The 21,366-nt window shown below is 55.2% G+C and carries 18 protein-coding genes and 1 riboswitch; of the genes, 8 read left to right on the forward strand and 10 right to left on the reverse strand.

Annotation, left to right across the window (positions count from 1 at the left end):
- The first annotated feature begins 152 nt into the window (after positions 1 to 152).
- The 6 genes from EV681_RS17160 (at position 153) to EV681_RS17185 (ending at position 6,636) form a co-directional block, all read left to right on the forward strand.
- Positions 153 to 1,871 (forward strand): acetolactate synthase 3 catalytic subunit, encoded by a 1,719-nt coding sequence (locus EV681_RS17160; protein WP_128395118.1) that lies wholly within the window; start codon positions 153 to 155, stop codon positions 1,869 to 1,871.
- A 9-nt stretch (positions 1,872 to 1,880) separates the two neighbouring features.
- Positions 1,881 to 2,375 (forward strand): acetolactate synthase small subunit, encoded by a 495-nt coding sequence (gene ilvN / locus EV681_RS17165; protein ID WP_014751512.1) that lies wholly within the window; start codon positions 1,881 to 1,883, stop codon positions 2,373 to 2,375.
- Positions 2,376 to 2,437: 62 nt separating this feature from the next.
- Positions 2,438 to 3,454, forward strand: a complete 1,017-nt coding sequence (gene ilvC / locus EV681_RS17170) for a ketol-acid reductoisomerase (protein ID WP_128394909.1) — start codon at positions 2,438 to 2,440, stop codon at positions 3,452 to 3,454.
- A gap of 167 nt (positions 3,455 to 3,621) precedes the next feature.
- Positions 3,622 to 4,401, forward strand: coding sequence for a transporter substrate-binding domain-containing protein (locus tag EV681_RS17175; protein WP_130304721.1), 780 nt, complete (start codon positions 3,622 to 3,624; stop codon positions 4,399 to 4,401).
- A 70-nt stretch (positions 4,402 to 4,471) separates the two neighbouring features.
- Positions 4,472 to 5,614, forward strand: a complete 1,143-nt coding sequence (locus EV681_RS17180) for a methionine aminotransferase (protein WP_130304722.1) — start codon at positions 4,472 to 4,474, stop codon at positions 5,612 to 5,614.
- A 32-nt stretch (positions 5,615 to 5,646) separates the two neighbouring features.
- Complete coding sequence (locus tag EV681_RS17185; protein ID WP_130304723.1) at positions 5,647 to 6,636, forward strand: Bug family tripartite tricarboxylate transporter substrate binding protein; 990 nt, start codon at positions 5,647 to 5,649, stop codon at positions 6,634 to 6,636.
- 206 nt (positions 6,637 to 6,842) lie between these two features.
- Here EV681_RS17185 and EV681_RS17195 read toward each other — a convergent pair whose 3' ends face one another.
- The 7 genes from EV681_RS17195 to EV681_RS17225 all read right to left on the reverse strand — a co-directional run bounded on the left by EV681_RS17195 (position 6,843) and on the right by EV681_RS17225 (position 14,815).
- Positions 6,843 to 8,090 (reverse strand): D-amino acid dehydrogenase, encoded by a 1,248-nt coding sequence (locus EV681_RS17195; protein ID WP_128394905.1) that lies wholly within the window; start codon positions 8,088 to 8,090, stop codon positions 6,843 to 6,845.
- A 132-nt stretch (positions 8,091 to 8,222) separates the two neighbouring features.
- Positions 8,223 to 8,309, reverse strand: a riboswitch (glycine riboswitch).
- Between the two features lie 207 nt (positions 8,310 to 8,516).
- A complete protein-coding gene (locus EV681_RS17200; protein WP_128394904.1) occupies positions 8,517 to 9,476 on the reverse strand; it encodes a Bug family tripartite tricarboxylate transporter substrate binding protein in 960 nt (319 codons plus the stop codon).
- Between the two features lie 261 nt (positions 9,477 to 9,737).
- On the reverse strand, positions 9,738 to 10,337 hold the full coding sequence (locus tag EV681_RS17205; RefSeq protein WP_128394903.1) for a nitroreductase family protein: 600 nt from the start codon (positions 10,335 to 10,337) through the stop codon (positions 9,738 to 9,740).
- A gap of 501 nt (positions 10,338 to 10,838) precedes the next feature.
- Positions 10,839 to 11,780: a tripartite tricarboxylate transporter substrate binding protein gene (locus tag EV681_RS17210; RefSeq protein ID WP_128395117.1), complete on the reverse strand. Its 942-nt coding sequence runs from the start codon at positions 11,778 to 11,780 to the stop codon at positions 10,839 to 10,841.
- Positions 11,781 to 11,906: 126 nt separating this feature from the next.
- The gene (locus EV681_RS17215) at positions 11,907 to 13,061 is read right to left on the reverse strand and encodes an acyl-CoA dehydrogenase family protein (protein WP_128394902.1); all 1,155 of its coding nucleotides are present in this window, start codon (positions 13,059 to 13,061) and stop codon (positions 11,907 to 11,909) included.
- A 33-nt stretch (positions 13,062 to 13,094) separates the two neighbouring features.
- Positions 13,095 to 13,847: an enoyl-CoA hydratase-related protein gene (locus EV681_RS17220; protein WP_128394901.1), complete on the reverse strand. Its 753-nt coding sequence runs from the start codon at positions 13,845 to 13,847 to the stop codon at positions 13,095 to 13,097.
- Positions 13,847 to 14,815, reverse strand: coding sequence for an NAD(P)H-dependent flavin oxidoreductase (locus EV681_RS17225; protein WP_128394900.1), 969 nt, complete (start codon positions 14,813 to 14,815; stop codon positions 13,847 to 13,849). Before EV681_RS17225 ends, EV681_RS17220 begins: the two co-directional genes overlap by 1 nt.
- A 372-nt stretch (positions 14,816 to 15,187) precedes the next feature.
- Here EV681_RS17225 and EV681_RS17230 point away from each other — a divergent pair, with 372 nt between their 5' ends.
- Complete coding sequence (locus EV681_RS17230; RefSeq protein WP_128394899.1) at positions 15,188 to 16,009, forward strand: IclR family transcriptional regulator; 822 nt, start codon at positions 15,188 to 15,190, stop codon at positions 16,007 to 16,009.
- A gap of 76 nt (positions 16,010 to 16,085) precedes the next feature.
- Here EV681_RS17230 and EV681_RS17235 read toward each other — a convergent pair whose 3' ends face one another.
- Genes EV681_RS17235 through EV681_RS17245 form a run of 3 tightly spaced genes read right to left on the reverse strand, consistent with a single transcriptional unit; the run spans position 16,086 to position 18,935 of the window.
- Positions 16,086 to 16,505: a PaaI family thioesterase gene (locus EV681_RS17235; protein WP_128394898.1), complete on the reverse strand. Its 420-nt coding sequence runs from the start codon at positions 16,503 to 16,505 to the stop codon at positions 16,086 to 16,088.
- 15 nt (positions 16,506 to 16,520) lie between these two features.
- On the reverse strand, positions 16,521 to 17,684 hold the full coding sequence (locus EV681_RS17240) for an acyl-CoA dehydrogenase family protein (RefSeq protein WP_128394897.1): 1,164 nt from the start codon (positions 17,682 to 17,684) through the stop codon (positions 16,521 to 16,523).
- 54 nt (positions 17,685 to 17,738) lie between these two features.
- Entirely contained in the window at positions 17,739 to 18,935 is a 1,197-nt protein-coding gene (locus EV681_RS17245) for an acyl-CoA dehydrogenase family protein (RefSeq protein ID WP_128394896.1), read from the reverse strand.
- Between the two features lie 330 nt (positions 18,936 to 19,265).
- Between EV681_RS17245 and EV681_RS17250 the strand changes: the two genes are divergently transcribed.
- The gene (locus tag EV681_RS17250; RefSeq protein ID WP_130304724.1) at positions 19,266 to 21,350 is read left to right on the forward strand and encodes a 3-hydroxyacyl-CoA dehydrogenase NAD-binding domain-containing protein; all 2,085 of its coding nucleotides are present in this window, start codon (positions 19,266 to 19,268) and stop codon (positions 21,348 to 21,350) included.
- The last annotated feature ends 16 nt before the right edge of the window (positions 21,351 to 21,366 follow it).

Consider the following 21,366-nt stretch of genomic DNA (forward strand, 5'->3'; position numbering starts at 1 on the left):
AGACCCAGATTGATGGCCAGGCTGGTACATCAATGTCTGCAGGTGGCGTTCCTCCGTGAGGAACAAAGCGCTGCAGATGTTGGCGGAACCTTCCGAAGCCGCAGGTTGCAAAACCAATCAACGCGGGAATGCTGGTTATGAAAGGAAATAATATGGAACTCAATGGCGCCGATATCGTCGTGCGCTGCCTGGCCGAAGAGGGCGTCGAGCACGTTTTCGGTTATCCTGGTGGCGCGGTGCTCTACATTTACGACGCAATCTATAAACAGAAAGACTTTAAGCATATTCTGGTGCGACACGAGCAGGCTGCCGTGCACGCTGCCGATGCCTATTCGCGCTCCTCCAACAAAGTAGGCGTGTGTCTGGTCACCAGCGGCCCCGGCCTGACCAATGCGGTCACTGGTATTGCCACTGCCTACATGGATTCCATACCGCTGGTTATTATCAGCGGACAGGTGCCCACCAAGGCCATTGGCGAAGACGCCTTTCAGGAATGCGATACGGTCGGTATTACCCGACCCTGCGTCAAACACAATTTCCTGGTTCGCGACGTCAAAGACCTGGCCGATACCATGCGCAAGGCATTCTACATTGCCCGCACCGGCCGTCCCGGCCCGGTTCTGGTCGATATCCCCAAGGATATCTCCATGACCATGTGCAAATATGCGCCGCCCAAGTCTGAAATCAAGATGCGCTCCTACTCACCTGTGGTTAAGGGCCATTTGGGGCAGATCAAAAAGGCTGCCCAGTTGCTGGCCGGTGCCGAACGCCCCATGATTTACGCGGGCGGCGGTGTCATCCTGTCTGACGCTTCCGAAGAACTGCGCGAATTGGTGCGGCTCAGCGGTGCACCGGTCACCACCACGTTGATGGCGCTGGGCTCGCAGAATCCGGATTCCGATCAATATCTGGGCATGCCGGGCATGCATGGCACGTATGAAGCCAATATGTCCATGCAGAACTGCGATGTGCTGATCGCTGTGGGTGCGCGCTTTGACGATCGCGTGATCGGCAATACCAAGCACTTTGCACAGGCCCAGCGCAAGATTGTTCATATCGATATCGATCCATCGTCCATTTCCAAGCGGGTTAAGGTTGACATTCCCATCGTGGGCAACGTCAGGGAAGTGCTGCAGGAAATGAACCCGCTGGTCGCAGATGCGCTGGCCGAGCAAAAAAACAGCCGCTCGCTGCAGGCCTGGTGGAAGCAGATCAACGAATGGCGTGGTCGCGATTGCCTGAAATACGATCATGGCAGTGAGCTGATCAAGCCGCAATTTGTTATCGAAACCCTGTGCAAGGTTACCGAAGGCAATGCCTTCGTTACCTCGGACGTGGGCCAGCACCAGATGTGGGCGGCGCAATACTATCGATTCAACCATCCGCGGCGCTGGATCAACTCGGGCGGCCTGGGCACCATGGGTGTCGGCCTGCCATATGCCATGGGTGTGCAGATGGCGCATCCCGATGCGCAAATTGCCGTCGTGACCGGAGAAGCGTCGATCCAGATGAACATCCAGGAACTGGCTACCTGCACGCAGTATCATTTCACGCCAAAAGTGCTGTGCCTGAACAACCGTTATCTGGGCATGGTACGTCAATGGCAGGAAATCGACTATCAGTCGCGCTACTCCGAGTCTTACATGGACTCGATCCCCGACTTCGTCAAACTGGTCGAAAGCTATGGCCATATCGGTCTTCAAATCGATAAGCCGGCTGATGTCGAGCCGGCCATCAAGGAAGCTTTCGGCAAGCACAAAGACCGTCTGGTCTTCCTGGACTTCATCACTGACCGGACTGAAAACGTCTGGCCAATGGTCAAGGCAGGCAAGGGCCTGACCGAAATGTTGCTCGGTTCAGAAGACTTGTAAGGGGAAACCATGAAACACATTATCTCCATTCTGCTGGAAAATGAACCCGGTGCGCTGTCCCGCGTGGTGGGCCTGTTCTCGGCCAGGGGCTACAACATTGAAACGCTCACTGTTGCGCCCACCGAAGATGCGACGCTATCGCGCCTGACAATCATGACTGCGGGCTCCGACGATGTTATCGAGCAGATCACGAAACACTTGAACCGGCTGGTCGATGTGGTTAAAGTAGTCGATCTGACTGAAGGGGCTCACGTCGAGCGTGAACTTATGCTGGTCAAAGTTCGTGCAGTGGGCAAGGAGCGCGAAGAAATCAAGCGCCTGGCCGACATCTTCAGGGGGCATATTGTGGATGTGACCGATAAGTCCTACACAATTGAACTGACGGGTGTGCAGGAAAAGATCCAGGCGTTTCTGTCTGCGCTGGATCGCAGTGCGATCCTGGAAACTGTTCGTACAGGCGTGTCCGGTATCGGTCGCGGCGAACGTATCCTGCGGGTGATGTAATCTGGTGGTAAGCGCGGTAAGCAGACATTCAAACAAATTTAACTAAATTCTTGAGGCTTTAAATGAAAGTTTTTTACGACAAAGATTGTGACCTGTCCCTGATCAAAGGGAAAAATGTTGCCATTATCGGTTACGGTTCCCAGGGCCACGCCCACGCACTGAATCTGCATGAGTCCGGCATCAACGTCACCGTTGGCCTGCGCAAAAATGGCGCATCATGGAACAAGGCTGCCAATGCCGGTTTGAAAGTGGCTGAAGTGGCCGACGCCGTTAAAACGGCCGATCTGGTCATGATCCTGTTGCCCGATGAAAACATCGCCCAGGTTTACAAAGAACACGTTCATGGCAACATCAAGGCCGGCGCAGCATTGGCTTTCGCTCATGGCTTTAACGTTCATTACGGCCAAGTTGTGCCCCGTGACGACATCGACGTCATCATGATTGCGCCCAAAGCGCCAGGTCACACTGTTCGCGGTACATACTCGCAAGGCGGCGGCGTACCTTCCCTGATCGCCGTGCACCAGGACAAATCCGGTGCTGCGCGTGATGTAGCGCTGTCTTACGCCAGCGCAATCGGCAGCGGCCGCGCCGGTATCATTGAAACCAACTTCCGTGAAGAAACAGAAACCGACCTGTTCGGCGAACAGGCCGTGCTTTGCGGCGGTGCCGTGGAACTGATCAAGGCCGGCTTCGAGACACTGGTAGAAGCCGGGTATGCGCCTGAAATGGCCTACTTCGAATGCCTGCACGAACTCAAGCTCATTGTTGACCTGATCTACGAAGGTGGTATTGCCAACATGAACTACTCCATCTCCAATAATGCCGAGTATGGTGAGTATGTGACCGGTCCGCGCATTGTGACTGACCAGACCAAACAGGTCATGCGTGATGTGCTGAAAGACATCCAGACGGGCGAATATGCAAAAAGCTTCATCATTGAAAACGCTGCCGGTGCGCCGACACTGACTTCACGTCGTCGCATCAATGCTGAATCAGACATCGAAGTGGTCGGCGAAAAACTGCGCGCCATGATGCCCTGGATCGCCAAAAACAAACTGGTTGATCAAACCAAAAATTAAGAGTAGGCTTTTGCGCCAGAGGCTGGTTTTTCAGTTCTGGCGCAGGGCGACTGCCAAAGGGCAGGCGCCTGGGCGCACAAAAAAACAGGTATGCACGCGGCTGCGTCATATCCTGGTTCAAAACCTCTGTTTATCAGGGGTTTTCTCTATTTTAAGGTCGGCAAGCTATGAATATCAAAACCCTTATCGCGGCGGGTGTATTGGCCGCCAGCGCGTTTGGCGCACCAGCCCTTGCTCAGGAAGTGCTCAAAGTGGGCGTCGAAGCCCTGTATCCGCCATTTGAAAGCAAAACGCCCGATGGCAAGCTGGTCGGTTTTGACGTCGAGCTCAACGATGCGGTCTGTGCCAAGCTGCAGGCCAAGTGTGAATGGGTCGAGACCAGCTTTGATGGGCTGATCCCTGCACTGAATGCACGCAAATTTCATTACATCAACTCGGCAATGAATATTACCGCGCCGCGCCAGAAAGTCATCGACTTTACTGTACCCATTTACGATGTGCCAAGTCAGCTGATCGCCAAAAAAGGCTCGGGTCTGCAGGCCACACCAGAAAGCCTGAAATCCACCGTTGTCGGGGTATTGCAGGGATCGGCGCAGGAAGCCTTCGTTAAGAAGCACTGGGCAACTAAAGGTGTAAAAATTGTCTCATACGCCTCACAGGATCAGATTTATCAGGATCTGCAAAGCAATCGCATTCAGGCGGCTGTGCAGAAAACGCCAAGCGCAGTGAGCGCGTTTCTGGAGAAACCCGAAGGCAAGGACTACGAGGTGACGGGCGCACCGCTTGACGATACCTCGGTATTGGGCGTTGGCACCGGTTTCGGTATACGCAAGGGCAATGATGAACTTAAAAAGCGTCTTGACGGCGCGATTGATGCCCTCAAGAAAGATGGTACGATAAGCAAACTTACCCAAAAATATTTCAACGCCGACTGGGTCGCCAAATAGGTCGAGAGCGCGACAAGCGCAACCGGCCCGGGCGGCCGGTTTTTTTCATTCCGTTTATCAGGTAACGATCATGCAGATCCGTTCGAAGCTACCCGCCGTAGGCACCACTGTTTTCAGCGTTATCGGAGATCTTGCCGAGCGTCATCAGGCCATTAATCTGGCGCAGGGTGCGCCCAATTTTCCGTGTGCGCCGGAACTGATCGATCATGCCATCGACGCCATGTCCGAAGGGCACAATCAATACTCTCCCATGATCGGCATTGAGCCATTGCGCAACAAGATTGCTGAAAAAATCCAGCTGCTGTATGGCCACAGTTATGATGAGCTCAACGAAGTGACCGTCATGGGCAGCGCTAGTGAAGCGCTTTATTGCGCCATTGCGGCACTGATCCATCCGGGCGATGAGGTGATTTATTTTGAGCCGTGTTTTGACAGCTATGCGCCGATCGTCACATTGCAGGGCGCCGTGCCGGTGGGAATCAAGTTGTTGCCACCGACCTACGGTATAGACTGGGATGCGGTGCGCGATGCAGTCAATGAACGCACGCGCATGATTATCATCAATTCGCCCCATAATCCCAGCGGCGCCGTACTCTCGGACGCCGATATCGCCGCGCTGCAGGATATCGTCGCAGACACCAATATCATCATTCTGTCCGATGAAGTCTACGAGCATGTGGTATTCGATCAGGATATTCACCGCAGCATGTCTCGTTACGACGAGCTGCGCGAGCGTGCCGTGGTGGTGACGTCCTTTGGCAAGACATTTCATGTGACAGGGTGGCGGATCGGCTATTGCGTCGCGCCCGCGGCAATCACGGCTGAAATACGCAAGATTCATCAATTTCTCATGTATTGCGCCGATACGCCCATGCAGTATGCGCTGGCCGCCATGATGGAGACGCCCAATCATTATCTGAACCTGTCCACCATCTATCAGGAAAAGCGCGATCTGCTGGCCCATGCGCTCAAAGGTTCGAAGTTCGAACTTTTGCCGAGTAAGGGCGGTTTTTTCATGCTTGCCCGCTTCCAGCACTTCAGTTATTTGTCGGACGTGCAACTGGTGCGTAAGCTGATCGAAGAATTCGGCGTCGCAACCATTCCCGTATCAGCGTTTTATTCTGATGGAACCGACCTGGGCGTTATCCGCCTGTCGTTTTCAAAGGATGATGCCACTCTGGAAGAGGGTGCAAGGCGTCTTTGCAAATTATGATATTAATCAGTTATCTCGTTCAAGGAAATACGATGAAAAACTTCAAGAAACTGACCATCAGTACGGTTCTGGCAGCCAGCGGCGTGCTGGGCGCATCGGCCACTGCCACAGCCCAGGACAACTGGCCCGCCAAACCCATTACGTTTGTCGTTCCCTACGCTGCAGGTGGCTTTGCCGATACCCGCATGCGCTTGTTGGCCGAAGAGCTGGGTAAAGAGCTCAAGGCTAACGTTGTAGTAGAGAATAAGGCCGGCGCTGGCGGCGTGATTGGCACAGACTACATTGCTCGCGCCAAGCCCGACGGTTATACAATCGGCAGTGGCAATCTGGCGCCGCTGTCGGTTAATCCCACGCTGATGCCAAAGAACGTGAAATATGACGTCGCCAAAGACCTGGCCCCGGTTATTCTTATCGAAGAAAGCCCGCTAATCCTGAGTGTCAACAATAAACTGAACGTCAAAACCGTTGCAGATCTGATTGCGCTGGCCAAAAAAGAACCCGGCAAACTGACTTTCGGTTCGTCCGGCGTGGGCGGCGCTCACCATCTGTCTGGTGAACTGTTTGCCTCCAACGCACAGGTAGAGCTGACCCATGTTCCATACAAGGGTGGCGCCCCAGCCGCCAGCGACCTGATGGCGGGCCATATCGATATGATGTTTGAAATGGGTTATGCTGCCATGCCGGCCATCCAGTCTAAAAAAGTGCATCCGCTGGCCGTTACCAGCGCCAAGCGCCTGCCTTTGCTGCCCGATGTGCCTACCCTGCAGGAAGCCGGCCTCAAGGGCTTTGAGTCGTACAACTGGCAGGGCGTGATTGCACCTGCAGGCACCCCCGAGCCGATTATCAGCAAACTGAATACGGCGTTCAACAATATCCTGAAAAAGCCCGAAGTACAAAAGGCCTTTGAAAGCACGGGCGGCCAGTCTGCCGGCGGCTCACCGGAAGATTTCGCCAAGTTTATCCAGAGCGAAACAGCCAAATGGGCCGAGGTTATCAAAACCTCGAACGTGACGGTAAACTAAACTACGCGCAGCGCGGGTCAGTCACGTGTATTGGTAAAAAGGTGGTGTTCATGAATGCAGGCGCCATTGTCGAAAAATCAGACAAGGATGCATTCTTTACCCGCCCGCAAAGTGACCGGGCCCGCGCTTTTCTGGAAAAAATACTGATGTGAATGCGGCGATATGCAAGTTCAGGTGATCTGCATATCGCACGCGTCTGATGCGTTTCAATAAGCCGGCTGTAATGTGGGATTTTGCGTGGATGCTTCCACCAACTCGCCCAGCATTTGGGCGGTGACAGCAGACAGTGTCCATCCCAGATGCCCGTGTCCGGTGTTATAGAACACGCCCGCTTTGCGTCCGCGGCAAACGCGCGGCATCATATCGGGCATCATCGGGCGCAGGCCGCACCAGGGCACCACGCGTCGGGTGGATATCTCGGGAAACAGGCGACGAGTCCAGTCCACCAGGGGCTGTACCCGGTCTGCGCGGATGTCCTTGTTGAAGCCATTGAATTCGGCAGTACCAGCCACCCGGAAGCGATCGCCCAGAAAGCTGGTGACGATTTTGGCGTCCTCATCCAGCAGGCTGACCCGGGGCGTGGCGGCCAGACTGGCCGCGTCGTCCAGATGGACGCTGATGGAGTAGCCTTTTACCGGATACACATTCATAGTATCGCCCAGCATGCGGGCGATGGCCCGGCTGCCTGTGCCGGCGCAGACAACGATATTGTCGGTTTCAAGATGGGCTGATTCTCCATTGTCGTAGCGCTGATGGAAAATCTGGTGATGGTGCCGATCGCTGGCAATACGTGTGACCGATGTGTCCATGATAAAACGCACGCCCAGCTTGCGGCATGCTGCGGCCAGCCCGTTAGTGAACTTATGGATGTCGCCGGTGGCATCCGACGGGGTATACAAGCCTGCGAAGAAGTCCCCGGTCAGCGTCGGTTCAATGGAGCGGGCTTCCTCACGCGTGACCGCGAAACGCTCCAGTCCGCCGGCCTGCAGCAGTGCATTGGTTTTTACGGCTTTGTCAAAGCTGTCCTTGTCATAATAGATGTGCAGTATGCCCCGGCGCTCCAGATCAAAATCGATGTTCTCCTGCTCTGCCATGGCGTACAAATGACGGCGCGCTTCAATGGCCAGCCTTGTGGTTTCGATGGTATTGGCTTTGTGGTTGGGAATATTGCGAATGAACGCCGCGAGCCAGCTGTATTTATGCCAACTGAACGACGGATTGAGCAGCAGCGGCGCGTTGCGTTTGCCGATCCAGCGCAGACCTTTCATGATGGTGGCGGTGCTGTTCCAGACTTCGGCGTTGCTTGCCGAGAGCTGACCGCCGTTGGCAAATGAGGTTTCCATGGCGGCGTCCCGGTTTTTGTCCAGGACAGTGACCGAATAGCCGAGTTTGGCCAGGGTGTAAGCGGTGGTGATGCCGGTAATGCCGGCGCCGATGATGGCGACACGTGACATAAACGTCTCCGATAGCGGTGATGCAAATCACACGATCTGCATACCCCATCTGTCACGGTACCTGAGAGTTTCACCGGCATGCATGAAGCCGGTTCCCCTTCGGTGGGCGCATGCGCCTCTCTCCAGAGTGTCGCGTTATTTACAGTCCTTTTGCCTGAGAGTTTCCGGGGTGGTTGCTCCGTCGGCGTCAGCAGGGCTGAGCTCTCCTGCAAATACGTATGTCGACAACGCATATGATAGTCGCCTGCCGCAAGACAGCAAGTAGGTGTTTACCCTAAGCAAATAAGAAGAAGGGTGAAAATCCGCTCAGTCTTTAACGCGATGCGCCATGCTGCCGGTATATCCATGGCCTTTTAAAGCAAAAACCCGGTTACCCCGCTGAGGGGCGAACCGGGTTACTGTCGCGATGGCGGTTTGATCGCGATGTTATTGCACCGTAATTTTATTTTCCTTTACGATTTTTTCGTACAGCGCAGAATCCCGTTTGATGAGTTCGCTCAGTTCTGCGGCAGAACCCCCGACGGGCACAAAGCCGGCAGTCCTGAACTTGTTTTTCACATCCGGGTCCTTGACGATTTCGGCAAGCTCCGAGGAGACGCGATCCACGATTTCCTGCGGCGTTCCTTTAGGAGCCAGCAGCGAGGTCCATGAATTCATCACAAAGCCCTTGAATCCTGCTTCTTCCATGGTGGGGATGTCATCTTCACCTTCCCAGCGTTTGGCCGAAGTAATTGCCAGCGCATTGAGCTTGCCTTCCTTGACGTAACCCATGGGCACCAGGATCGGATCGAAGACCATGGAAACCTGACCACTGAGCAAATCTGCAAGAATGGGGGCGCTGCCCTTATAGGGAACGTGGGTCATTTCAAGCCCGGCTTCATCGGCAAAGTGGGCGCCGGTCAGGTGGGCGCTTGAGCCTGTGCCGCTGGAGGCATAGGTCAGGTGGTTTTTCTTACCGTATTCCACCAGTTCTTTCACATTCTTGGCTGGCACCTGTTTGCTGACAAACAGGAACAGGGGCAGGTCGGCAATATGCGATACCGGAACGAAATCCTCGTTGCTATAGTTCAGCTTGTATAAATGCGGGTTGGCTGAATAAGCGGCCAGCACAGTGACAAACGTGTACCCGTCCGGCTTGGAACGGGCGGCCTGGCTGGTTCCGATCGTACTGTTGGCGCCCGGTTTGTTTTCAATAACGATCGGTTGCTTGAGTTTTTCCGACAGCTTTTGCATCACGACGCGCGTTACGGTGTCGGTTGCGCCGCCCGGCGTGTAGGGAACGATAACCTTGATGGGTTTGTCGGGCCACGCCGCATACGCTGCCATGGGCAGGGCAAGGGCAGCAAGAGCGGTGTACGCGAGAAGAGATGTCCCTTTTATTTTCATTTGAATAAATCCTTATGAGATTTGGATAACCAGTAAAGGATAACAAACATTGATCAAGAATTAGCATTCTCTTAGTGAAATAAAAAAGGAAAACTGATCGCTCCAGCAAAAATGACAAAAGCCCGCAGCACTAGACTGGACGGGCTTTTGCACAGCGGAACAGGATCCGGATGTAAAGGGCAATTTGCCCGATTCTGGTGTTCCGGTCAATGGAATGTCTGGCCTGATGCAGGCGGCGCTGCAGTGCTGGAAAACGCGGGTTTACGCAAAGACGCGGAAGCGGTCCTTGTCGTCCATATATTCTTTTTCACCGGCCGGATTCACGATGCTGCCAAAAGGCATCTGGGCACGCAACTTCCAGCTGGACGGGATATTCCATTCTGCCTGCACTTTATCGTCGATGAGCGGATTGTAGTGCTGCAACGAAGCGCCGATGCCGTGTTCAGCCAGCGCAGTCCAGACGGCCAGTTGCGCCATGCCGGTTGAGTGTTCGGACCAGATGGGGAAGTTCTCGGCGTAGGGCGCGAATTTTTCCTGCAGATCGGCTACGACGCCCTGATCTTCGTAGAACAGCACGGTGCCGTAGGCAGCCTGAAAGCCGCTGAGTTTTGCATCGGTGGCCGGGTAAGCGTCAGCCGGGACGATCGCTTTGAGCGTTTCCTTGGCAATTTCCCAAACGCGGTCCTGGTTTTTACCCAACAGAATGACAGCGCGTGAAGACTGGGAGTTGAAGGAAGAGGGCGCCTGCTTGATCGTGTTTTGAATCAGGCTGACCAGTTCGTCGTTGCCCAGTTTGATATCGCGATCCAGCGCGTAGATGGTACGGCGGTTTTTCAGGTGCTGCAGAACATTTGCGGACATGATAGTAAAACCCTTAAAAAATAAGTTCAGTAGTCGTTGTTTGTTTTCAGATACCGCAATTGCTTACGGCTCTTGCATAGTCAACATTATGCTGCAATGCGGGGTGAGTTTGTTTCATCTGGTTTGTAGGTTATATTCAAAATATTTGAATGGTAGCGGCGGCAAGAAACACGCAGTGAGCCGCCGAGAGATGTCGGCAGGTAATGTGGAAGGAGGTATTGGAAAGCGTGCGATGGCAGGCAGAGCCCCGCGCGATGGGCAGCAACGTGGTGCGAGGCGCCAGATGCCACCCGTTGCGGGCGGTATCAGTTCAGGGTGACTCGGTCAATCGTCTCGCGGCGCGGTCAAGGCACTATGCTTTTTGCCGATTCCAGTGCGGCAATAGTGCTTTTCCCCCGGATTGTGATCGTTGGGGGAGTTCAATGCGAATAATAGGGCGAGGCACTGTCAGTACTGATGCAGGCGTGAACCGGACAGCGCTTGCCTCTGTTTTGTGGCGTTTTACTTTTTCTTGAACCCCAGGGACTCAAGCACCTTGCCTTCGTCTGCCGTGGTTTTTTTCGCAAACTCGGTGTATTGCTGGGTGCTCATGTAGAGCGGCTCCATATCATATTTTTCCAGCGCTTCGCGAAAATTGGGTTTTTCCATGGCCAGCTTGAGTGCGTCATGAAGCTTTTTAACGATGTCCGGATCGGTGTCTTTAGGAACGGCCAGTCCGAAAGGAGAAAGCTGGACTCGGTTAATGCCTGACTCTTTGAGGGTGGGCGCATCAGGAAATTTTTTGCTGCGTTTTTCGCCCCAGGTAGACAATAGGCGCAGCTTGCCGTTTTCTACATAAGGCGCCCATGCGGGTGTATCGGCCACCGACATGACAAACCCGCCAATAATGGCTTTGAGTGATTCCGCATTGCCTTTGTAGGGAACATGCACCAGTTTGATGTCGGCGTCCTGGGCAATGGCCTCCATGGTGATATGCAGGGTGGTCATAATGCCCGGCGAACCATAGGTGAGTTTTTCCGGATTTGTTCTGGCGTACTCGATATATTCTTTCATCGATTTGATTGGCGAATCGGCTGGCACGACCAGTCCGAAAGAATAGCCTGCCAGGCCGATGACATAGGTCAGGTCGGTGGCCGGGTTCCAGTCAATCTTGCTGATGTAGGGCAGGCGGAACACCGGTGTTGGCGTTTGGGCAAGGGTGTAGCCGTCCGGCTTTTTGTTATGCAGCTGCATGGCTGGCAAAACGCCGCCGGCACCCGGTTTGTTTTCGACAATCACCGGCTGCTTGAGAATACCTGTCAGGTTTTCTGCCAGCACACGGAATGGAATGTCGGTTGAGCCGCCGGCCGTATAGCCAATCACGATTGTGATTGGCTTGTTGGGAAAGTTCTTGGCTGCCTCGGACATTGCCTGAGCTGACTGCATACCGCCTGCCATGAGCATGGCAAAGGCGGCAGTATAGATGGACTTGCCTGGTTTTATCACACTTGTCTCCTGTTTTTTAGTAATGCGGATAATTGCAGATGGCTCGTCTGGATGTCTGATCTGGTTACTGCAGGATCTTACAAGTCAGATATTACCTTCTTTAATCAGATCCTTCGCAATAATGATTTGCTGAATTTGTGATGTGCCTTCGTACAGACGGAACAGGCGTACATCACGATAGAAGCGTTCGATCGCGTATTCGGAAATATAACCGGATCCGCCATGAATCTGCACCGCCCTGTCGGCAACGCGGCAGCACATTTCGGTAGCAAAGTATTTTACGCAGGAGGCCAGCGCAGACACGCTTTCACCGTTGTCGCGTCGACGTGCAGCATCGAGCAGCATGCATTCGGCTGCGTAAATATCCGTTTTGCTATCTGCAAGCATACCCTGAATCAATTGAAAATCAACTAGAGGATGCCCGAATTGCTTGCGGTCCTTGGCAAACGCCAGCGCATCGGCCAGCATGCGTTTGGCCGCACCGATAGCGACACTGGAAATATGCAGGCGGCCTTTGTCCAATACTTTCATGGCAGTCTTAAAGCCCACGCCTTCCTTGCCGCCGATCAACTGGCTTGCTGGTATGCGGCAGTTATCAAAAATGACATCGCTTGTGTGCGCGCCTTTCTGGCCCATTTTTTTATCACGTTTGCCCAATGTGAGTCCGGGCGTGCCAGCCTCGACAATGAACGCTGAAATCCCCGAAGCACCTTTGATGTCGGGATTGCTGCGTGCCATGACGGTAAAAATGCCGGCATGCGGCGCGTTGGTAATAAAGCGCTTGGTGCCATTGATGATGTAATGGTCGCCATCGCGTACTGCCGTTGTGCGCAGGGATCCAGCGTCGGATCCTGCTTCCGGTTCTGTCAGGGCAAACGAGCCGATCAGATCGCCGCTGGCCAGGCGAGGCAGATATTTTTCTTTCTGTTCCGGGGTGCCGTCGATTACGATGCCTGACGAGCCGATGCCGTTGTTGGTGCCGATGTACGAACGAAATGCGGGGGAGGTGCGACCCAGTTCCATCGCAATGCGCGCTTCCTCTTCCATGGTCAGGCCCAGGCCGCCATATTCCTCAGGCAAGGCCAGGCCAAACAGACCCAACTCTTTCATCTGGTCCCGGATCTGCTGGGGAATCTCGTCGGTCTCGGCAACTTCGTTTTCGGCGGGGACGAGAACTTCGCTAACGAAGCGGCGAACGCCTTCTTCAAGAAGGGTCTGGGTTTCCTGATCACGTATCATGACTGTGATTAATCCTTATAAAAAATGAGTGCGTTATTTTGCCAGAAACCGGCTGAACGCCGTCTTTGCTTCGGGCGATGCCAGGCATTGCGCAAACCGTTCTCTTTCGGCGTCCAGCGTCTCAGCGACATCCTGGGCCGCAGCGCGCTGCATCAGCGCTTTGGTGTTGGTCAGGGCAAGCCTGGATTGATTGGCCATTTCGCGGGCCAGTTCCTGGGCGGTGCTTTCGGCCTGGCCGGCAACGACCACGCGATTGATCAGGCCTGCCTGCTGGGCTTCTTCAGCCGTAAAGGGGGTGCCGCGGTAAAGCCATTCGTTGGCCTTGCGAATCCCGACATAACGGGCAAGCAACAGGCTGGATGCGCCTTCAGGGCACAGGCCCAGCGGGACAAAGGGAATGCGAAACTGGGTGCCGGTGCCGGCAACCACAAAGTCACAATGCAGCAGCATTGTGACGCCGATGCCAACGGCGCCGCCTTCGACGGCGGCGATGATGGGAATATTAACCTTGCTGATGGTTTTGAGAAATGTCAGGCCCGGGCTGGCGCCTTCGGGCGCGTTGACAAAATCGCGCAGATCGTTGCCCGCCGTGAAATAGCCGCCCGCACCGGTCAGTACAATGGCATGCAGGTCTTCCCTTGCGGTGGCCTGCGCCAGTGCCGCTGTGAGTGCAGCATAGGTGGTGCTGTCCAGTGCGTTTTTCTGTGCTGGTCTGTTGATGGTGAGCGTCAGAACCCGCTCGCTAACATTGGACAGGAGCGTGGGCGTGGTTGTTGTATCGTTCATCAGGGGTTCTCGCTGGCAAGGCGCTGGCGCGCGGTCTGATATTCCTGCTGCATGCGCTGGGCAATCGTGGCTACCGGATCTACTGAGTCGATGGTGCCGACGCCCTGACCGGCCCCCCAGACATCTTTCCACGCCTTGACGCGGGTTGAACCAAAGTTGGTCGATGATTTTTCCTGCTCTTGCAGGTTGTCAGGATCCAGGCCAGATGCCGTAATGCTCGGCGCCAGGTAATTACCGGGGATGCCCGTGAAAAACGGCGTGTACAGAATGTCCTTGGCGGCGGCGTCGACGATCATCTGTTTGTAGCGAGGGTCGGCGTTCGCTTCCTGGCTGGCAATAAAGCGCGTGCCGATGTAGGCGAAATCGGCTCCCATCGCCTGGGCGGCAAGAATGGCATCGCCGTTGGTTATCGAGCCGGAAAGAATAATCGGGCCGTCGTAGAATTTACGCACTTCCGACACCAGTGCGAACGGACTTAGCGTGCCTGCGTGGCCGCCTGCGCCGGCAGCCACAAGAATCAATCCGTCCACGCCGGCTTCCAGCGCCTTCTCGGCATGGCGGATGGTCGTGACATCATGAAAGACCAGGCCGCCCCAGCGATGGACCGCAGAGGCGACGTCCGACGGGGCACGCAGGCTGGTGATGATAACGGGAACCTTGTATTTCTCGCAGGCCTGCATGTCATGATCAAGCCTGTCGTTCGACGTGTGGATGATCTGGTTGACGGCGAAGGGGGCGATTTTTTGCTCCGGATGCCGGCTGCGTTCTTCATCCAGCGTGCTGGTGATCCGGGCCAGCCAGTCATCCAGCAGCGATGCCGGACGGGCGTTGAGGGCCGGGAACGATCCGATCAGGCCGCTTTTGCATTGCTCGATGACCATATCCGGATTGGACACGATAAACATGGGTGAGCAGATCACAGGAAGCGACATTTGAGCGCGCAATTTTTGTACGACAGGATGAGCCATAAACAACCTCAGTCAGAAAAAATATCATATGCAATATTGGCAGCGAACGGATGCATGATGCAGGCCGCAGGCGAAAGATGCCGACGGGGCAGATCGATGCCGCCACCGGGTAGCACGCCGCGGTATCAGGGGGCCGCTTGCATTAAATCGAAACAAAATTCTGCAATGCGGTACATATTCTACTTTTGAGTGCTTGCCGTCAGCGCTTTATCATAGACTACTCTGAACGCGTGGGCAATGGAATTTTCTTTTTAAACAGAGTATAAAACGGGTATTATTATACTATTGAGCAAATGCGGAAGGCATGAAGCGCCACGCAATGCGATTCTGTACTATATTCTGCACATTGGAATTATTCCGGCGAATTTATTTATGACATCTGACATTCGGAAAACCCTTAACAAACCCCCTTTGGCCAGCGAGTATGAGGACGACCGCCATTTCATCACGGCGATCGCCCGCGGCCTTGATGTGCTGGCTTGCTTTCGCTCCGGCAACAAAGTGCTGGGGAATCAGGAAATTGCGCAGCGCTGCAAGCTGCCCAAGTCAACGGTGTCGCGCATTACCTATACGCTGACCCGGCTGGGTTACCTGACGCACGACGAAGAAAGCAGTAAATACCAATTGGGTATGGCGACACTCTCGCTGGGCGTGGGTTTGCTGGCCAAGCTCGATATCCGTCAGGTTGCCCGGCCCCTCATGCAGGCGCTGGCTGACGAAACTCAGGGTATGGTCACGCTGGGAACACGCGATCGACTGTCAATGTTGTATCTGGAAAACTGCCGCAGCCGGTCGGCGCTGACGCTCAGCATGGACGTGGGCGCCCGTATTCCGATCGTATCCACGGCCATGGGCAGGGCGTATCTGGCGGAAATCCCGCTGCAGGAGCGCGAAGAGATATTCGGCCGCGTACGCGAACTTGATGAGCTGGCCAGTGATGCGTTAATGAGCGGGATCGCCACGTCGCTGGCCGATTACGAACGGCTGGGATGCACCTGCTCGTTTGGCGATTGGCAAAAGGATGTGAACGCCATTGCGGTCGGCTTGAATCTGGGGCGGCAGTTTCCGATTATGTCGATCAGTTGCGGCGGGCCGTCCTTTAATTTATCCGAGCAATATCTGCTTGAAGAGGCGCGCCCCCGATTGCTGGAAGTGGTCAGCAAACTCAAGGAGACGGTGGGCCAGCCAGCCTGACCCGCCCATTGCAAGGCTTATTGGTAAGCCTGCGGTGCAACGGTCGGCAGGCTCGCCGGCCGACCGTTCGTGCTGGCTATTTCTTGTCGATCATGGAAAACAGGGCAGTGGCAAAGGCCACTTTTTTGTCACCCACACGCATGTCGCAGTTGGCGAAAACCACCCGCTTTCCCTTGCGCTGAATATCCACCGTTGCTTCCAGCCAGTCGCCTTCGCGCACCGGCGACATGAATTCACAGGTCAGTGACATCGTCACGAAAGCCACCGGTTCATCATGAGCGTTAAGTATGGCATCGCCAAAGGCATTGTCAGCGACGGTCATGATCAGCCCGCCGTGGGCGACCCCCACCTTGTTCAGATGCGTTGCCTGTACCCGCAGGCCAATGCCTGCATGGCGCTCGTCTACTATTTTTTCATAAAAAGGTCCGGTCAGATCCGAAAAGGAACTGTAGCGGTTTAGCAGGCGGTAGTGTTCTGGAATAGTCTGGTCAATCATGATACGGGTGTTTCCTCAAGCGGGGTCCTGGGTTTTCTGTAGCGTTAGCAAACTATCACTATATCGCTGCAAATGAAAGTCTGCATCGCCATACTGACTATTTAGCACAGTGACCCGTTTGAAGTAATGGGGTACGACCAGCTCGTCGGTGACGCCCATACCGCCGTGCAGCTGCACGGCCTCTTCGCCGACATGGCGCGACAGTTTTGCCAGCAGCACCCTTGCCGCTGCGCCTTTGATGATGCGATCCTGCGGGTCATCGCCAGCCTGGCTGATGGCTGCCAGCAGCGCCATGGAAGTGGCCTGTTCTGCCGCGATGGCCATATCGGCCATGCGGTGCTGCAATGCTTGAAACGTGCCAATGGCCACGCCAAACTGCTTTCTGGTTTTCAAATACTCCAGGGTTGCGTCATTCAACGCCTGGATCAGGCCGGCGGCCTCGGCGGCCAGCGCGGCATTGGTGGCTGCCAGCGCTTGCATGATGGCAGGGTAGGCCGTGTCTGCGTCGCCAATCAGCGCCTCTGGGGGCAGCTCGGCGTTTTCGATCACCAGATCGGCCGCCAGATGACCGTCATGCAGCCGGTACGACTTGGCCGTAATGCCAGGATGGTCCGCCTTGACCAGGAAGACTGACAGACCATGGCTGTCATTTTCCTGTCCGGCAGTCCTGGCTGTGATCAGCCAGTGGTCGCACACCGGCGCATCAATGACGATGGCCTTGTGGCCGTTCAGTACCCAGTTGCCCGCTTTGTTGACGGCCTGGGTATGGATACGCGATTCCTGATAGCGCGATTGGACATCGTAGTGGGCAAAGGCAAAACGGGCCGAGCCGTCTGCGATCGCGGCAATCAGCACGCTGCGCTGCTGCGCTGTGGCGTGCTGCTGCAAAAATGTACCTGACAGTACTACCGTGCTGATGTAAGGCTCAAGAACCAGTCCTTTGGCCAGTGAGCGCATGACCAGATAGGTATCTAGCGGTGTGCCCTGCAGGCCGCCGTCTTCTTCGGCAAAGGGCAGGGCAAGAATGCCCAGTTCTGCAAAGGCTGCCCAGGTGTCCTGGCTCATGTGCCGATTGGCGGCAAGATTTTTCCGGCGCTGTTCAAAGGTATAGTCTTTGTCGATAAAGCGGGTAAGCGTATCTTGCAGGGCAAGCTGTTCTTCGGTAAAGGTAAAGTCCATGTGGATGACTCCGTAGCGTATTTTGTTCTGTATCGGGAAGGGATGCCGGGCCGTTTACAGCCCCAGAATCATCCTGCAGATAATGCTTTTCTGCACTTCATTGGATCCGCCGTAAATGGTGGTTTTGCGATAATTGAAGTATTGCGCCGTCATATGTTCCTGGGCCTGCGGGAAGGCGCTGGACAATTCGTGTACCTGATCGTCCGGCAGAATATGGGCCGCGGCATACGGGCCTGCGACCTGTGAGGCCAGTGCAGTAATCGCCTGCTGTATCTCCGAGCCTTTCACTTTAAGGATGGAGGCTTCCGGCCCTGGGGCATGGCTGCTGCCTTCCTGGGAAATCAGCTTCAGATTGGTAATTTCAAGCGCCATCAGATCCAGCTCGACCTGTGCCAGGCGATCGCGGAATCGTGCATCCTGCAATAGCGGCAGTCCGTCATTGCCGGTTTGCCGGGCGGCTGCCTGCTTGACCAGTTGCAGTGCTGCCTTGGAACGGCCCACGCGGGCAATGTTGGTTCTTTCGTGGCCAAGCAGAAATTTCGCGTAGGTCCAGCCTTTGTTTTCTTCGCCGATCAGGTTGGCGGCGGGAACGCGAACATTCTCCAGCCAGACTTCATTAACCTCATGGCCATCGTCCAGCATGATAATGGGCCGCACGGTAATGCCCGGCGTTTTCATATCGATAAGCAGGAATGAAATGCCTTCCTGCTTGCGCACCTCAGGATTGGTGCGCACCAGGCAAAAAATCCAGTCTGCGTGTTGGGCCAGCGTGGTCCATGTTTTCTGGCCGTTGACGATATAGTCGTCGCCATCGCGCACTGCCGTCGTTTTTAGCGACGCCAGGTCGGAGCCGGCACCGGGTTCCGAATATCCCTGACACCACCAATCCTGGCCAGACAGAATGCGTGGCAGGAAGCGCGCCTGCTGTTCTTTGTTGCCGTACTTCTGAATGACCGGCGCGACCATTTTCAGGCCGAAAGGCAATTGTTCGGGTGCGCCGAAAGCAGCGCATTCTTCTTCGAAGATATGGCGCTGCACGGCATCCCAGCCGGTGCCGCCAAATTCCACTGCCCAGGACGGCGCTCCCCAGCCTTGTTCAAACAGGCTGCGCTGCCATTGCTCGCGTTCGGCTTTTGATAGCGGCAGGCATTGTTGTGTCTTGTCGCGGACAGTGGCCGGCACCGCCTCTTTCAGGAAAGCGCGAACCGAATCGCGAAAGGCCAGTTGTTCAGGGGTGTAGCGGATATCCATGGACGCAATTCCTTTTCAGGTTGTTGAGCGGCAGAAGCGAAACCATCATTGTCGCAGCACAAGCGGCTGTGCAGGTGGTTTCTTTTTGTTCTGCATAGTGGAACTAATAAATGATTTATGGAATTGATTATAGCGAGCAATGCGGTAAATGAAAAGACAGGCCGATAGAAAAAGCAGAAATGCTTACAGCCGACAATTCGCTTTACACCCGATGCTGCTGCAGAGTATTATCGAAGAATTCTCGGGGTGCGTAAGTTCTGCTATGCGAAACAAAAAGGTGTAGTAACGACGTGCCATGTATTTAATCGCGCCAGACAAGGAGACATCGCCATGGATCACGCTTTTTACGAAGAAAAGGACGGGATTGCCGTCATTACATTCAATAACCCGCCGGTCAACGGCTTAAGTCACGGCCTGCGCAAAGCCATTGTCGAAGGCGTCGATCGCGCCAATAACAATACGGCAGTTCGGGCGATCGTATTGGGTGGATCCGAGCGGGCGTTTTCCGGCGGTGCGGATGTGACCGAATTTGGCACGCCCAAGGCGTCGCAGGCGCCCACCTTGCGCACGGTCATAGAAGTGCTGGAGCAATCGGCCAAGCCGGTCGTGGCTGCCATCAATGGCGTATGTCTTGGCGGTGGTCTGGAACTTGCGCTGGGTGCGCACTATCGCGTTGCTGCTGCTGCGGCCAGAGTCGGTTTGCCTGAAGTCAAGCTTGGCATTCTGCCCGGAGCGGGCGGCACCCAGCGCCTGCCGCGGGTAGTGGGACTGGAAAAAGCGCTGAACATGATTGTGTCCGGTCAGATCGTCAAAGCCGCTACGCTTGCCGATACTGCGCTGTTCGATAAAGTCGTTGACGGTGAGCCGCAAGCGGCGGCCATTGAGTTTGCCAAAGGCCTGGCCAGCGATGCGCCGCTCAAGCGGATTCGCGATCTGGCAGTTGTCGAGGCCGACGCTGACGCCTTGTTACTCAACGCCCGCAATGCGGCCAAGGCAGGCTCTGCGCGCTTTCCTGCGCCTGCCGCCTGCGTCGAGGCAGTGGCGGCCAGCACGAACATGGGCTTTGATGATGGGCTGGCATTTGAACGCCAGCACTTTACCCAATTGCTGGCCTCGCCCGAATCACTGGCGCTTCGTCATGTGTTTGCGGCTGAACGTGCCGCGACAAAAATTCCTGATGTGCCGGCCGATACCCCGTTGCGTCCGATTGGCCTGGTTGGCGTGATCGGCGCCGGCACCATGGGTGGCGGCATCAGCATGAATTATCTGAACGCCGGCATTCCGGTGATCCTGCTTGAGCAGAAGGAAGAAGCGCTGGAGCGTGGCGTTGCGACCATTCGCAAGAACTACGAAAACACCATGAAAAAAGGGCGGATTACAGCCGAGCAGGTAGAAGAACGCATGAAGCTGCTCAGCACGACCCTGTCCTATGACGCATTGAGCGACGTTGACCTGGTCATCGAGGCTGTCTTTGAAGACATGGGTGTTAAGGAAATTGTGTTCCGTGAGCTTGATCGCGTCATCAAACCCGGTGCAATTCTGGCCTCCAATACCTCAACCCTGGATGTTGACCAGATCGCTTCTTTTACCAAACGCCCGCAAGACGTGATCGGACTGCATTTTTTCAGTCCGGCCAATGTCATGAAGCTGCTGGAAATCGTGCGCGGTGAAAAAACGGCCAAAGATGTGCTGGCCACGTGCATCGACATGGGCAAGAAAATCGGCAAAAAACCGGTAGTGTCGGGTGTGTGTGACGGGTTTATCGGCAACCGTATGCTGTATGCCTATCGCGATGCGGCTGACGAGGTAATGTTGCAGGGCGCCGCGCCGTCGCAGATTGACCGCGCGCTGGAAAATTTCGGTTTTGCAATGGGTCCGTATCGCGTGGGCGATCTGGCCGGGCTGGACATTGGCTGGGCGATCCGCAAGCGCAAGAAGGAAGCCGATCCGCAAGCGTATGAAGAGGTTGTGGCCGATCGTCTGTGTGAGGCCGGGCGTTTTGGCCAGAAAACAGGAGCGGGCTGGTATCGTTATGTTGCAGGCGATCGCAAGCCACAGGTTGACCCAGAGGTCGAAAAAATGATCGACACCTTCCGCAAGGAAAAGGGCGTTACACCGCGCAAGATCAGCGACCAGGAAATTGTCGAGCGTTGCGTTTACGCGCTGGCCAATGAAGGGGCGAAGATTCTTGAAGAGGGCATTGCCCTGCGCGCGTCGGATATCGACATTGTTTACCTGAATGGTTACGGCTTCCCGTTGCATCGCGGCGGACCGATGCACTACGCGCAACAGGCTGGCCTGTTCAATGTGGTGCGGGCGCTGGGTCAATTTGGCGCCGGTTCGGCTCGGCCCAAGGCGTGGCAACCGGCTGCCTTGCTGGAAAAGCATGCACAAAGTGGTGAAGCACTGAAGTAAAGTAGAAAGTGCTTGG

Origin of the sequence: Advenella incenata (genome assembly GCF_004217095.1) — a bacterium.
GTDB classification, from domain to species: domain Bacteria; phylum Pseudomonadota; class Gammaproteobacteria; order Burkholderiales; family Burkholderiaceae_B; genus Advenella; species Advenella incenata.

Coding starts and splice junctions, on each gene's coding strand:
- EV681_RS17160 (WP_128395118.1), top strand. CDS start 153: ATGGAACTCAATGGCGCCGATATCGTCGTGCGCTGCCTGGCCGAAGAG.
- ilvN (WP_014751512.1), top strand. CDS start 1,881: ATGAAACACATTATCTCCATTCTGCTGGAAAATGAACCCGGTGCGCTG.
- ilvC (WP_128394909.1), top strand. CDS start 2,438: ATGAAAGTTTTTTACGACAAAGATTGTGACCTGTCCCTGATCAAAGGG.
- EV681_RS17175 (WP_130304721.1), top strand. CDS start 3,622: ATGAATATCAAAACCCTTATCGCGGCGGGTGTATTGGCCGCCAGCGCG.
- EV681_RS17180 (WP_130304722.1), top strand. CDS start 4,472: ATGCAGATCCGTTCGAAGCTACCCGCCGTAGGCACCACTGTTTTCAGC.
- EV681_RS17185 (WP_130304723.1), top strand. CDS start 5,647: ATGAAAAACTTCAAGAAACTGACCATCAGTACGGTTCTGGCAGCCAGC.
- EV681_RS17195 (WP_128394905.1), bottom strand. CDS start 8,090: ATGTCACGTGTCGCCATCATCGGCGCCGGCATTACCGGCATCACCACC.
- EV681_RS17200 (WP_128394904.1), bottom strand. CDS start 9,476: ATGAAAATAAAAGGGACATCTCTTCTCGCGTACACCGCTCTTGCTGCC.
- EV681_RS17205 (WP_128394903.1), bottom strand. CDS start 10,337: ATGTCCGCAAATGTTCTGCAGCACCTGAAAAACCGCCGTACCATCTAC.
- EV681_RS17210 (WP_128395117.1), bottom strand. CDS start 11,780: ATGCTCATGGCAGGCGGTATGCAGTCAGCTCAGGCAATGTCCGAGGCA.
- EV681_RS17215 (WP_128394902.1), bottom strand. CDS start 13,061: ATGATACGTGATCAGGAAACCCAGACCCTTCTTGAAGAAGGCGTTCGC.
- EV681_RS17220 (WP_128394901.1), bottom strand. CDS start 13,847: ATGAACGATACAACAACCACGCCCACGCTCCTGTCCAATGTTAGCGAG.
- EV681_RS17225 (WP_128394900.1), bottom strand. CDS start 14,815: ATGGCTCATCCTGTCGTACAAAAATTGCGCGCTCAAATGTCGCTTCCT.
- EV681_RS17230 (WP_128394899.1), top strand. CDS start 15,188: ATGACATCTGACATTCGGAAAACCCTTAACAAACCCCCTTTGGCCAGC.
- EV681_RS17235 (WP_128394898.1), bottom strand. CDS start 16,505: ATGATTGACCAGACTATTCCAGAACACTACCGCCTGCTAAACCGCTAC.
- EV681_RS17240 (WP_128394897.1), bottom strand. CDS start 17,684: ATGGACTTTACCTTTACCGAAGAACAGCTTGCCCTGCAAGATACGCTT.
- EV681_RS17245 (WP_128394896.1), bottom strand. CDS start 18,935: ATGGATATCCGCTACACCCCTGAACAACTGGCCTTTCGCGATTCGGTT.
- EV681_RS17250 (WP_130304724.1), top strand. CDS start 19,266: ATGGATCACGCTTTTTACGAAGAAAAGGACGGGATTGCCGTCATTACA.